Origin of the sequence: Butyricicoccus sp. AM78-15b2TA, assembly GCF_027665985.1 — a bacterium.
In the GTDB taxonomy this organism is placed as follows: Bacteria; Bacillota; Clostridia; order Oscillospirales; family Butyricicoccaceae; genus Agathobaculum; species Agathobaculum butyriciproducens.
On record NZ_JAQEHY010000006.1, the window covers coordinates 42,205 to 55,333 of the forward strand.

The following is a 13,129-nucleotide window of genomic DNA, read 5'->3' on the forward strand; positions in this document are numbered from 1 at the left end:
AGCCAAATGTATTTAACCATAGTATAAAAACTATCCAAATAAGCGCCCATGATATTGTGCATATTCCCTCACTTAGACAGAGAAATATCTTCCGGCGCAGTCGGATCTACTTGCATTGGCTGTTGATCTGCGGTATAATATGATTACATAAGGAAAGACAAAAGTGCACATCGTGCACGCGAAAAGCCCCGGTGTTCCAGCACCGGGGCTTTGCAAATTCATCAAAACCGGGGACATGCGCCTCGGTTTTGATACTTATAGAGGGAGAAAGTTTCTGCATAGGAACTTTCGGACGACTTTGGAACGGCCTGCGGTCCGCTCCCGCTTTTACTCTGCAAATCTTACCCAATTTCCTCGTCGTGCTCCATGGCTCTGACAAGCGGCGCCACCATCTGCTTCTTCCGGCTGACAACGCCGGGCAGGACGACCGAATGCTCGCCGCAGTCGGTCTTGAAGGCCGCACGAACCAGCTGCTGCGCGCCCTTGCCGACGTAGAGCAGCTCTGTTTTTTCCTCGATAATGTTGGTCAGCATAGCGAACAGCATGGACAGACCGCTCGATGCCAGGCAGCTTTCCATGTACTCGAGCATTTTATCACGGATGCCGGACAGCTCGTTCTCACTGACACTCGTCACCTGCGAAATCGCAATCTTCTGATTCTGCGCCTGGAAATACTTGAAATCCATGTGGAGCAGCTCATCCATCGAGCGATCGAGCAGACGCGAGCTGGAACGGAACATTTCTGTTGCATACTGCTTGATGTCCAGACCGGCGATTTTCGCCAGCTCTTCTGCAGCCATGCGATCAAGCGGCGTACACGTCGGCGAGCGGAACATCAGCGTGTCCGACAGGATTGCCGAGCACAGCAGACCCGCGATTTTCGGCTCGATCTCCACGTTGTGCTCATGGTACATCTGCGTGATGATGGTCGCGGTGCAGCCGAGCGGCTGATTGCGGAAGTAGATCGGTCCGCTGGTCTCCACCGAGTCAATGCGGTGGTGATCGATGATCTCAACAATATTGGTCGAACGAATGCCTTCGGCGGCCTGATCGCGCTCGTTGTGATCGACCAGAATGACCGACGGACGCTCCAGATCCAGCAGGTTACGCTGTGAGAACATTCCGACGTATCGTCCCTGTTCATCCATCAGCGGGTAATAGCGGATACGCTTTTTGGAAACCGTGCGCTTTACATCCTCAACCGTTTCCTCCGGCTCGAAGGTGATAAGACCCTTTTTCCGCATCACATGCCGCACCGGAACCGCCTGACCGATAACCTTGACACAGGTGTAGGTATCATACGGGGTGGCGATGATGGAAACGCCGTTTTCCGAGGCCAGCTTTCGGATGGTGCGCGAAACCTTGGAGCCGAGGCCGATGACTATGCAGCCGGCGCTCATCTCAATGGCGCACAGTTGGCTTTCATAGCGGTTGCCGAGAATAACCATATCATTTTTGCCGATGTAGTCCTCGAGCACGTCCGGATTAGCCGCCGCAACGACCACACTGCCCTGCTCAAACCGCTGGTCAATGTCGCCAACCTCGAGCGTGCCGTCAAGCACATCAACCAGATTGCGATAGCTGGTCTTGGCCTCCGCCAGCGCATTGGCGTCCTGATCCTCGATGTAGAAGCGCGCAATATCGCCCAGCGTCAGCAGACCCTTCAGGCGGCGATCCTCATCAACAACGGCCAGCGTCTGAATATCATTTTCGTTCATGTAATCCCATGCACGGTGCAGCGACAGCTCCTCGCTGATGCCCGGCACCTCGCGGTACTGCACATCGCTCAGGCGCGGCTCAAACGACTTGATGTAGCGCGGCGGCTCCACGCCGAAGCGTTCGAGCACAAATTTGGTCTCCGCATTGACGTGACCCGCGCGGCAGGCTATGTATTCTCCGCCGGTCAGCCTGCGCTTGAGGTGCGCGTAGCAGATTGCAGAGCAAATGGAATCCGTATCCGGATTGCGGTGTCCGATAACAAAAACTGGGTTCATGCACTGATGCTCCTTTATGTGATAAGGGATGGCTCCCCTTCGGAATCCGTTTGATAGAATGAAACCTTGTGGTTTGATTGTATCATTTAACCGGGAAAATCGCAAGATATGGAAGAGGAATCCGACTCAAAACCATCTGCGGCCGCACTGCGTAGGCGATGGAGCTGACCGCACGGATTCCGCCGCTGCACCGAAAATCCTGCCGAAGTCCGCTTCTCTGTCTGCTCGCCTACCTTTTGAAAAACCGAAAATCGCAGCAGTCACCGCCGCAGCCCAGCGTTTTTGTGCGCGAAAAGCCGAGCTTGTGCAGTCCGCCGTAGGTCACGTCATCCACGTCGCAAAACAGCGGACACAGCTCCGGACAGCCGTTTTCCCGGCACGCCGTGTGCCAGAGACACTTGGTAATCGACGCGGAAAAGTGCGTTTTGTCGTGTTCCTGTGTGCTCTCCCACAGGTCGGAGGTACGCATTATCTTGAGAAAGCAATAGCTGTAAATCCGATAAAATCCCGGCACAAACTCCATTTTCGCCGTGAAAGCGTGCTTTTCTGCCGCCACCCAGTCCATCATGTACGTCCGCATGTGCGTAAAGGTTTCCTCCGCAGGCAGCTCTGCCTGCAGCACCTTGTACAGCGCAATGCGCGGCAGAATGGTCTGCACCAGTGTTTTCATCTGGTTTTTGGACCTATTTGCTGCGGTTTTGATTAACCTATCCAGCATTTTTTCCTGTCGTAAAAACAGCGAGCCGCCCCTGCTTCCGCCGAAGGTCTGTATCAGAAATACCTTGATTTGCTTTTGCTGTTTGCTTTGCATAATTCCTTCATCTCTTTGCTTTTATGGGATTCCGTGTCAATCCATAGTTAGTTCACCCTAACTATACCACACTGACTTCCAATATGCCACCCTGATACACAAAAATCCCTGCCGATAATCGACATAGTATTGCTTTTTCGGCATAGCCTGATCGAGCTTCACTTCCCATATCATTCCGTCAGATACTATGGCGCACATCAAAAACGGCTCTTTCCCGAAGGCAAGAACCGTTTCCCTTTGTCTTACATACCCAGAAACTGTACATACTCTGCGGCGGACATCAGCGGCGCATCCAGTTGTGTACGGAGCTCTGCTGTGACCTCGCCCTGTGCCGCAAACTCATAGCCGGCCTGCTCGGTCAGCAGCGGACTTTTGAGCGGGATCAGCCGGTCTGCAAAATTCTTGAGCAGCGCCGTCATGTTCCACGAGTACACTGGCGAGTCCAAGCAGACCACATCCGCAGACTGATATGCGCGAAGCAGCTTCTCCATGTCATCGTGCTGCACGCACTGTCCGATGCTGTAATCGCCAAGATGGTACAGCTCGGTTTCCGCTCCGGCACGAGCCGCGCCCGCCAGAAAGACCCCGAGCATGCGTCCAGCGGCACTCTTTTCGCCCACTGGACTGCCGTTGAATGCCGTAAATTTCATTGTTTTCTTTCCTCTTTCGTTTGCTGAAACCTATTGCAGCAAGCAAACGAGAGGGAAACAAGGAACGCTCCGTAGCGTCCAAAAAGCTCGCCGGTTTATCCCCTTCCCAAAATCGCATCCAGGTCCTGCTGCGGATTGGTGGTCGGGTGCAGATCGTAGGTCTCCACCAGTGTTTTGACCACGGTTTCCGACAGAAACGCCGGCAGCGTCGGTCCAAGGTAAATATTCTTCACGCCGAGCGCAAGCAGCGTCAGCAGGATGCACACCGCCTTCTGCTCGTACCACGAGAGCACGAGCGTGAGCGGCAGGTCGTTGACCGTGCAGCCGAACGCATCCGCCAGTGCAAGCGCAACCTTGATGGCGCTGTACGCATCGTTGCACTGGCCCATATCCAGAATGCGCGGCAGGCCGCCGATTTCGCCCAGATCGAGGTCATTGAAGCGGTATTTGCCGCACGCAAGCGTCAGAACCAGCGTATCCATCGGCGTGGATTTGACAAACTCGGTGTAGTAATTTCTGCCCGGATGCGCGCCGTCACAGCCGCCGACTAGAAAGATATGCCGCACCTTGCCGCTCTTGATGAGCGAGATGATCTCCTCCGCGTGAGCCAGCACCGCGCCGTGTGCAAAGCCCGTCATCAGCATATGCCCGCCGTTGATGCCGCTCATGCTGTGGTCGTGCTCGTACCCGCCGAGCGCGAGCGCCTGCTCGATGATGGGCGAAAAGTCCTTGCGGCCGCACGCATCCGCCTCGATATGGCGCAGACCCGCATAGCCCACCACCGAAGTCGTGTACACGCGGTCCTGATAGCTTGGGCGCTGCGGCATCAGACAGTTGGTGGTGAACAGCACCGGCGCGGGAATGTTCTCGAACTCCGTCTGCTGGCTCTGCCATGCCGTGCCGAAATTGCCCGCAAGGTGCGGATGTTTTTTCAGTCCCGGATAGCCGTGCGCGGGCAGCATTTCGCTGTGCGTGTAGATGTTGATGCCCTTTCCCGCCGTCTGCTCGAGCAGCTGCGCCAAGTCGCCCAGGTCGTGCCCGGAAACCACGATGAACGGGCCTTTTTTGATGTCGGTCGGCACTTTTGCGGGCTGCGGCGTGCCGAACGTGCCCGTATTGGCCTCATCGAGCAGCTCCATGCACCGGAAATTCACCTGCCCGAACTCGACGATCAGCGCCAGCCATTCCTCGACCGAATGCGGGCGATTGACCGCGCACAGGCCCTTGTAAAACCACGCGCTCACCTCGTCATCCGTGTAGCCAAGATTCATCGCGTGGTGTGCATAGGCGGCCATGCCTTTCATGCCGAACAGCAGCGTGGAACGCAGCGAAACCGTATCCGTGTCGCCCTTCCACAGCTCCACGACCGCACACGGTTTTCCGCCGAATTTCTCTCGTTCCGCGCGTACCCGCTCGGTGAATTCCGCAATCGCCTGATTGTCAAAATTGACATTGGTCAAGGTGATGAACAGGCCGTCCATCAGCAGCCGGTCGACGATTTGTGTGCGTTGACCGGCCGCAGCTGCCGCCTCGGCCAAGCGAATGAGTTCGTACACCAGCTCATCCTGCAGCGCTGCCGTATCCGGCTGCTTGCCGCAGACACCCACGCTCACGCAGCACTTGTTGCCTGCGGTCTGCTGGCACTGAAAGCAAAACATATCTGACATGAAAACACACTCCTTTTACGAGTAGTGTTGCCAAATTTGTCAGAAGGTATGCGTTGTTTTTTGTTTCTTCAGCTGCTTCTGCGCCTCCAGATACATGGGTTCGGTATCGCACCGATCGTTGGTATCCTGCTCAGCGAGATTGCACTCGACGGCAAGGCGTCTGCTCTGTCCACCGAAGCGTTTCAGTGAGATCGGTTTGGGTAATCTTCCAAAATCATTCGTACACCAAGACAATCACATTCCCGTGTCGTCAGCCTTTTGTCTCCCCATGCGCGATACTGTCCGCAAATTTTATCCATATTGTTAAAACTGTGAAAAATGCCTTGCATATTCCACATAAAAAGTGCTATAATCATTGCGAAAAAATAAAAAAGGAGGCAAGCCCTATGGACAGTTGTGACAGACGAAATGTACATATGACGATGGATACAGACTATACTGCTGTTTCGAGTGTCCGTAAGCATCCTCTTTTGAAATAAGCGCTGAGCCTTGCTCCATCGTGATGAACAAGTCCACAACTGATGTTTGTGTCACTGTATCTGTTACGGTGGATTTTTTGTGCCCTTTTCCGGGCACAGAAGGAGGCTGATTATGAAAAAAGCAACATGGAAAAAAACATCTTTTGCCGAGAAAATCGTTGAGATCATCCGCACCTCCCCTTCGATCAATGAGATGCGGGAACAGCTGCAGGATTATCACGACAACGATATCGCACAAAGTCTGCAATTCCTAAACCGCGCGGAACGCAATCTGCTGTACAGCGCACTTGATGCGGAATGGCTGGCGGAGATCATCTCCTATCTGGATGATCCGGCAGAATACATTGATGAAATCGGCATTGACAAGCTGGCCGAAATTCTGAACGAAATGGACGCGGACGACGCGGTCGATCTGTGGGAGAACATCGACGAGAGCGTAAAAGTAAAGCTGCGCCCGATGATCGATGACGAAACCAAGTCAGCCATCCTGCTTATCAATTCCTATGACGACAGCGAAGTCGGCAGCCTGATCACGACCAACTACATCTGCATCAAGCAGAACCTGACCATTCGGCAGGCCATGCACGAGCTGGTAAAGCAGGCCGGTGAAAATGACAACATTGGAACGATTTATGTAGTCGATGATAAAAACCGCTTCTGCGGTGCAATCGACCTGAAGGATCTCATCGTTGCCCGAGAGAACGTTCCGCTGGATTCCATAATCAGCTACGCGTATCCGTATCTGCTCGACCACGAGAAAATCTCAGAGAGCATCGAGAAGATCAAAGATTATGCCGAAGACTCCCTGCCGGTGCTGAATAAGGACAGAAGGATCATCGGTATCATCACCGCACAGGACGTTGTCGAGGCCGTGGATGACGAGCTTGGCGAGGACTATGCAAAGCTCGCCGGTCTGTCCGCCGAAGAGGATCTCAACGAAACCACCAGGGAAAGCATGAAAAAGCGCCTGCCGTGGCTGATCATCCTGCTGTTCCTCGGCATGGGCGTTTCGACCGTTGTCGGTGCATTTGAAGGCGTTGTAGCCGTGCTGCCGGTCGTTATCTGCTTCCAGTCGCTGATTCTCGATATGGCCGGCAACGTCGGTACGCAGTCGCTGGCAGTTACGATTCGTGTGCTGATGGATGAAAAACTGAGTGCTAAGGACAAGCTGCACCTCACCTTCAAGGAAATGAAGGTCGGCACCTGCAACGGCGCGCTGCTCGGCATTATGGCACTTGTCTTTCTCGGTGCATACATAGCGCTGTTCAAGGGCTATGCCATCGGACATGCGTTCCTGATCTCCGGCTGCGTCGGCATATCACTGCTTGTGGCGATCGTGATTTCCAGTCTGGTCGGTACGCTCGTGCCGATCCTGTTCCATAAAGTCAAGGTGGACCCGGCGGTTGCGTCCGGTCCGCTGATTACGACGATCAACGATCTGGTTGCCGTTGTAACCTATTACGGTCTGGCATGGCTGCTGCTGATTCAGCTTTTGCATATTGTTTGAGCGAAAAAACACCCTCTATATCGGATGATATAGAGGGTGTTTGCTATCTGTTTTTGCTTTTAATCGTGCTTTCTGCGGATACCGAAGTACGCCAGTCCCATTGCGGACAGACCGCACAGAGCCGCCCACAGACCGCCGATATCGCCGGTTTTCGGAACGCTGGACGTCGGAGTCTTGCTGTCGGGAATGTTCACTGTCTTCGTTTTATCCGGCGTCTTGGTCTGTGTTTCCGGCTTGGTCGTCGGAACCTTGCCGTCCGGGATGTTCTCCGTCGGCTTCAGCGGATCAAGCGGTGTAGGCTGATCCGGAATGTCAACCGGAGGCTTCGGATCGGGATCGGGAGTCGGTTTCGGGTCCGGCTTGTGGTGACCGCCGCCGCCACCGCCGCCGCCGGATCTCTTGCTGTTGGTGATGGTGAAGCCATCTGCCATGCTGCCGGAAATCGAGGTATTAAAGCCGTCAACGGCCTCCTCTTCGACGGTATAGGTGTAAGCGCCGTCCAGATTTGCAAAGGTGTACGACCAGGTTTTGCCGTCCTTGTCGGTGGATCTTTCGCTCAGAAGCACCGTACCAATCGCGGTTCGCGTGCCGTCCTTCGCAATGCGGATAAGGTTTACGGTAACAGCGGTCGGATACGCGCTTGTGCCGCTCCAAACCTTGTGTACGGTGAGGGAAACCGGATTTTCCAAGGTGTCCTCACCCGGAATGATCACTTCTCCGTTTGTGCCGACACCGCCGCCGCGTTCTGCGGTATTGCCCATAATCTTGAGCGGTGCGGTTTCAGCCAGTGCCTTGCTCTCTGCGGAAACAACAGCCTTGAGACCGTAGCCCTTGATCGCACCGGAAGCCGGTTCAACCGGAGCACCCGGGTTCGCTGCATCGTAGCGGTTGCCTCCGAAAGCGCCGTAGTTTGCATCACCCGCGCTGATTGAGGTATCGCGGTACCAGGTTACCAGTCCGCCGCCGTACATCCTGCCGCTGAAGCTGGTGGAATACGCCTCGCTCCACTTGAGCAGGAATGCCGCATCATCAGCAGATTTGCCTGCCGTATTGCCGAATACAGCTGCATCCGTGCCAAGGCTTACCGTGCCCACCGGGCAGGACCAAATGCCGCCACCCTGAATGGCTGCCGTGTTTGCGGTGATAAGCGCATTCTTAATCGTGATCGACCACGGTGCATGGCTGACGTAAACGCCGCCGCCCTGTCGATACGCCGTATTGTTTACAATATTGCCGCCTTCGAGTACAACGCGGTCTCTGCCGGACCAGCTGTATACACCGCCACCGCAGGAAACGCAGACCGAACCCAAACCCGCTCCGTCTGCCGACCCATATGCACAGGCGCTGGAGCAGATGGACCTGCCTGCTCTGCAGCAGGTCAACAGTGATGTCATCGGCTGGATTGCCATTCCGGGCACCGAGATTTCCTATCCGCTGGTGCAGGGCACGGACAACGACTATTATCTGACACACACCTGGAACCAAAACAGCAGCGCAGTCGGCGCGATTTTCATGGACTGCCGTTGCTCTGCCGATTTCAGCGGCTTTAACACCATCGTGTACGGTCACCGGATGAACAACGGCTCGATGTTTGCCGCGCTGAAGCACTACAAAAAGCAGGATTTCCTGCAGGCACATCCGCAGGTATATGTGACCAATGCAAGCGGAACCCATGCGTACAGCATCTACGCGGCCTATGAGGCAGCGCTTGACGGAACCGCGTATTACAGTGCGTTTTCCGATGAAACGATCAAAAAAGCCTTCATTGACGAAGGCGTTTCCCTGTCGGTGATCCGCACCGGCGCAGTACCGACCGTAAACGACCATATCCTCACGCTTTCCACCTGCACCGGCAACGGGCACGCAACCCGCTGGGTAGTGCAGGCGGTCATGGAATAAAAAAGCATCCCGCTTGCTGTGCTTCAGCAAGTGGGATGTTGTTATATACTCTTATTCTTCCTCGTCCGCCAGCTTTGCCACGCGGACAAATTCATCCATTTCGCGTGTGCGCCATTTCTCCTTGTGGCTGAAAATCTGGCGGTAGAGCGAAATATAGCAGTCCTCGACCGACAAACGGATCAGCCTTCCCTCTTTTACGCTGTTCTCGACTGCGTACCACGGCAGAAAGGATACACCGCGATCAATCTCAAGCATGCGAATGAGCAGCGAGGTATCACCGCACTCGAGCGACGGCGTAAGGATGGTCCGCCGCGCGGCAAGACGGCGGTTGAGTACACGGCGATAATTATCCTGCTCGGTAAGGAAAAAAGGCTGCGTGAGCAGTTCCTCAATCGTCAGCTCTTTTCCGCCTAGCTCCTCGCGCAGCGATGCAGACGCCACAAATACGATCTCCTCGCGCTGCTCCATCAGCTTGTTCCAGTTGTTGCTGTACAGCGGCTCATCGAGCACATAGATCATGTCCAGCTCGCCGCGTTCCATGTGCTCGATCAAATCTTCCGGCTCACCGACCGTGATGCGGATAGACACTTTCGGGTTGAATTTGCGGTACAGATGCAGCACTGTCGGCAGCTTGAGACATGCAAGCGACTCAATCGTGCCGATATGCAGCGAACCGTGCAGCTCTGCCGTGGATGTGACCGACATGCGCGCCTGATTGACCTGATTCATCACGTCGCACGCATGGCTGAGAAAACGCTCGCCTGTGTCGGTCAGCGCGATACGCTTTCCCATGCGGTCGAACAGACGTGTGTCCAGTTCCTCCTCCAGCTGGCGTATCTGCACCGTTACCGCCGATTGTGAGTAGCCGAGGCTCTCTGCTGCGCGTGAAAAACTCTTAAACTGTGCTACCCGAATAAAGGTTGCAAGCTGCCGAAGCTCCATGGATTTCCCTCTCCCCCCTATATTATCAATATTTTGAATCGAAATGATAAAATATATGAATTTGACTTAACCCATTAAACAGAATATACTAAATCTGCAAAGAGGTCAAGAAAGAAATTGGAGGTTTACCACAGATTTTTTATTTATCCTTTTTGCACAAAAACCGCGTCCTATTTTACAGCATTTCGCCTAAAATAGGCGGTTCTTTTTGTGTCCGGAGGCAAAAAATCTCGGCAGACTTCCACGGCAGCAGACCAAAGAGGGGCAAACAAACGGCCTGCGCCGCAAAGGGTAACACCGCATAACCGAACTGTGTGGTGCTGCCCGCCAAAAAAGGAGGAAAAAGAAATGGAAGAAAAGAAAAAATTCAAACTCGGATTACTGCCCAAGCTCATCATCGCCATCATTGTCGGCATCCTGTTCGGCCAGTTCCTGCCGGAAGGCTTCTGCCGCTTTGTGGTAACGCTCTCGTCGTTCTTCAGCCAGTTCCTGTCGTTTATCATCCCGCTGATGATCCTTGCGTATGTTACCATGGGCATTGCTAACCTCAAGAGCGGCGCGGGCAAGCTGCTGCTCATCACGGTTGCCATCGCCTACTGCTCGACCCTGATCGCAGGCTCGGCTTCGTTCTTTGTAGCCGACACCCTGTTCCCGCACTTCATGAGTGCGGACGCGCTCGACAAGATCGCCGCAACCGCAGGCAACTCGCTGGAGCCGTACTTCAGCCTGGAAATTCCGGCGCTGATGAACACGCTGTCCGCTGTTGTTACGGCGTTTGTGCTCGGTCTGTGCATGTCCAGCCTGCGCGGCAAGACCATCGGCGACACGCTGTACAACGGCGTTTCCGACTTCTCCGGCATCATTGACTGCGTACTGCACAAGGTCATCATTCCGCTGCTGCCGCTTTACATCTGCGGCACGTTCACCGATATGACCAAGTCCGGCAAGACCTTTGCCATCCTCGGTATTCTGTGGAAGGTATTCATCGTTGTTATCATCATGCACCTGATCTGCATCTGCATCCAGTTCGTAATTGCAGGTCTGGTCAGCCACAAGAACCCGTTCACGCTCATCCGCAACCAGATTCCGGGCTACGCAACCGCACTGGGCACCCAGTCCTCTGCGGCTACTATTCCGGTAAACCTCCAGTGTGCTGAGGCAGACGGCGTTTCCTCGGAAATCCGCAACTTTACGGTTCCGCTGTGCGCGAACATCCACATGGCAGGCTCGATGATCACCATCACAGCCTGCGCTACCGCAGTCTGCCTGATGAACCAGCTGCCGATCTCCATCGGCACGGTCATTCCGTTCATCATGACCCTCGGCATTGCCATGGTGGCGTCCCCCGGTGCTCCGGGCGGCTCCATTATGACCGCCCTGCCCTTCCTGTACATGATCTTCGGCACCGAGGCCGGCGACCCGAGCGGCCCGATCTGCGCCATCATGGTTGCATTGTACATCACGCAGGACTCGTTCGGCACCGCCTGCAATGTTTCCGGCGACAACGCCATCGGCGTGATCGTGGAGACCATCTACCGCAGGTTTATCTGCAAATCCTCCGCTCAGTAAGGAGAATCCCCTATGTCCTTTATCAGTGTTTTTGATGTGCTGGGACCGAATATGATCGGTCCCTCCAGTTCCCATACCGCCGGTGCCGCCGTTATCGCGTATCTGGCGCACAAGATGATCGCGCCGCCGCTCAAAAAGGTGGATTTCACCCTGTACGGCTCGTTCGCCAAGACCTATCACGGCCACGGCACCGACCGCGCCCTGCTCGGCGGCATCATGGGCTTTTCGACCGACGACACCCGCATCCGCAATTCGTTTTCGATTGCGACCGAGCGCGGTCTGTCCTACTCATTCACGCCGTGTGAGACCGAGACCGATGTTCATCCGAACACCGTGGACATCCACATGGAGAATGCCGCCGGTCAGGTGATGACCATCCGCGGTGAGTCGCTCGGCGGCGGCAAGTGCCGCATCGCGCGCATTAACGGCGTTGAGGTTGACTTTACTGGTGAATACAGCACGGTCATCGTCGTTCAGCAGGACAAGCCGGGCGTTGTGGCGCACATCACCAAGGTCCTGAGCGACAAGGGCGTAAACATTGCGTTCATGCGCCTGTTCCGCGAGTCCAAGGGCAACACCGCCTACACCATCGTCGAGTCGGACGGTCATTTTCCCGAGGGCATTGAGGAACCGCTTAAAAACAATCCCAACGTCCACGACGTCATGATCATCGAACCGTAAGGAGGAGAGCAGATTATGGATTTCAAAAACGCATCCGAGCTGCTTGCACTCTGCACGCAGCAGCAGCTCCCCATCTCCGAGATCATGCGCCGCCGCGAGTGCCAGCTGGGCGAAACCACACGTGATGAGGTCACGCACCGTATGAAGAGGGCACTCGAAATCATGCGCTCATCCGCGCTGACACCGCTCAAAACGCCGGTCAAGTCCATGGGCGGCCTGATTGGCGGCGAAGCAAAAAAGCTGGCGCAGCACGCGGCCAAAGGCCGCTCCATCTGCGGGGATGTACTGCACAAGGCGGCGCAGTACGCGATGGCCGTGCTCGAGGTCAACGCCTCGATGGGCCTTATCGTGGCCGCGCCGACCGCAGGCAGCGCCGGTGTTCTGCCGGGCATGCTGTTTGCCCTGCAGGACCGCTACAACATCTCGGACGAACGGCTGATCGACGGCCTGTTCAACGCCGGTGCGATCGGCTACCTTGCCATGCGCAACGCAACCGTTGCAGGCGCGGTCGGCGGCTGTCAGGCTGAGGTCGGCATCGCATCCGCGATGGCGGCCAGCGCGGCTGTCGAACTGATGGGCGGCAAGCCTGAGCAGTGTCTTGACGCGGCCTCCACCGTGCTGATGAACATGCTCGGTCTGGTCTGCGACCCGGTCGGCGGACTGGTCGAGTATCCGTGCCAGAACCGCAACGCGGCAGGCGTGGCCAACGCGCTCGTTGCCGCTGAGCTCTCGCTCGCGGGCATTCACCAGTTTATCCCGTTCGATGAAATGCTCGATACCATGTACGCGGTCGGCCGCCGCATCCCCATCGAGCTGCGCGAGACTGCCCTCGGCGGTTGCGCTGCCACACCGTCTGCATGTGCGAAATGCGGACTGTGCTCTTAAATCAGATCATATCGATACTCTTTTTCGCAGGACATTCCCACCCCT

12 protein-coding genes are annotated in these 13,129 nt (G+C 55.5%); 6 read left to right on the forward strand and 6 right to left on the reverse strand.

The window, feature by feature from the left end:
- Positions 1–341 precede the first annotated feature (341 nt).
- The 4 genes from PGS25_RS07410 to hcp form a co-directional block, all read right to left on the reverse strand.
- On the reverse strand, positions 342–1,994 hold the full coding sequence (locus tag PGS25_RS07410; protein WP_270418141.1) for a putative manganese-dependent inorganic diphosphatase: 1,653 nt from the start codon (positions 1,992–1,994) through the stop codon (positions 342–344).
- Between the two features lie 229 nt (positions 1,995–2,223).
- Complete coding sequence (locus PGS25_RS07415; RefSeq protein WP_270418142.1) at positions 2,224–2,664, reverse strand: L-2-amino-thiazoline-4-carboxylic acid hydrolase; 441 nt, start codon at positions 2,662–2,664, stop codon at positions 2,224–2,226.
- Between the two features lie 383 nt (positions 2,665–3,047).
- Positions 3,048–3,455: a flavodoxin family protein gene (locus PGS25_RS07420; RefSeq protein WP_270418143.1), complete on the reverse strand. Its 408-nt coding sequence runs from the start codon at positions 3,453–3,455 to the stop codon at positions 3,048–3,050.
- Positions 3,456–3,550: 95 nt separating this feature from the next.
- On the reverse strand, positions 3,551–5,122 hold the full coding sequence (gene hcp, locus PGS25_RS07425; protein ID WP_116705611.1) for a hydroxylamine reductase: 1,572 nt from the start codon (positions 5,120–5,122) through the stop codon (positions 3,551–3,553).
- Between the two features lie 60 nt (positions 5,123–5,182).
- Between hcp and PGS25_RS07430 the strand changes: the two genes are divergently transcribed.
- Together PGS25_RS07430 and mgtE are read left to right on the forward strand one after the other, a co-directional pair.
- Positions 5,183–5,311, forward strand: a complete 129-nt coding sequence (locus PGS25_RS07430) for a hypothetical protein (protein WP_270418145.1) — start codon at positions 5,183–5,185, stop codon at positions 5,309–5,311.
- A 402-nt stretch (positions 5,312–5,713) separates the two neighbouring features.
- On the forward strand, positions 5,714–7,108 hold the full coding sequence (gene mgtE / locus PGS25_RS07435; RefSeq protein ID WP_270418147.1) for a magnesium transporter: 1,395 nt from the start codon (positions 5,714–5,716) through the stop codon (positions 7,106–7,108).
- 59 nt (positions 7,109–7,167) lie between these two features.
- On the opposite strand, the gene PGS25_RS07440 is transcribed toward mgtE, so the two are convergent.
- Positions 7,168–8,418, reverse strand: coding sequence for a Cna B-type domain-containing protein (locus PGS25_RS07440; protein ID WP_270418148.1), 1,251 nt, complete (start codon positions 8,416–8,418; stop codon positions 7,168–7,170).
- 43 nt (positions 8,419–8,461) lie between these two features.
- On the opposite strand from PGS25_RS07440, the gene srtB reads away from it, so the two are divergent.
- Positions 8,462–9,007: a class B sortase gene (gene srtB, locus PGS25_RS07445; RefSeq protein ID WP_270418149.1), complete on the forward strand. Its 546-nt coding sequence runs from the start codon at positions 8,462–8,464 to the stop codon at positions 9,005–9,007.
- 51 nt (positions 9,008–9,058) lie between these two features.
- Here srtB and PGS25_RS07450 read toward each other — a convergent pair whose 3' ends face one another.
- Positions 9,059–9,949, reverse strand: a complete 891-nt coding sequence (locus tag PGS25_RS07450) for a LysR family transcriptional regulator (protein ID WP_117752182.1) — start codon at positions 9,947–9,949, stop codon at positions 9,059–9,061.
- Positions 9,950–10,297: 348 nt separating this feature from the next.
- On the opposite strand from PGS25_RS07450, the gene PGS25_RS07455 reads away from it, so the two are divergent.
- The 3 genes from PGS25_RS07455 to sdaAA are packed head-to-tail and all read left to right on the forward strand — an operon-like array spanning position 10,298 to position 13,084.
- Positions 10,298–11,518: a dicarboxylate/amino acid:cation symporter gene (locus PGS25_RS07455; RefSeq protein WP_118479883.1), complete on the forward strand. Its 1,221-nt coding sequence runs from the start codon at positions 10,298–10,300 to the stop codon at positions 11,516–11,518.
- A 12-nt stretch (positions 11,519–11,530) separates the two neighbouring features.
- Entirely contained in the window at positions 11,531–12,199 is a 669-nt protein-coding gene (sdaAB, locus tag PGS25_RS07460) for an L-serine ammonia-lyase, iron-sulfur-dependent subunit beta (RefSeq protein WP_116705615.1), read from the forward strand.
- Between the two features lie 15 nt (positions 12,200–12,214).
- Positions 12,215–13,084 carry an L-serine ammonia-lyase, iron-sulfur-dependent, subunit alpha gene (gene sdaAA / locus PGS25_RS07465; RefSeq protein WP_270418151.1) on the forward strand — a complete coding sequence of 290 codons (870 nt, stop codon included), beginning with the start codon at positions 12,215–12,217 and terminating at the stop codon, positions 13,082–13,084.
- The last annotated feature ends 45 nt before the right edge of the window (positions 13,085–13,129 follow it).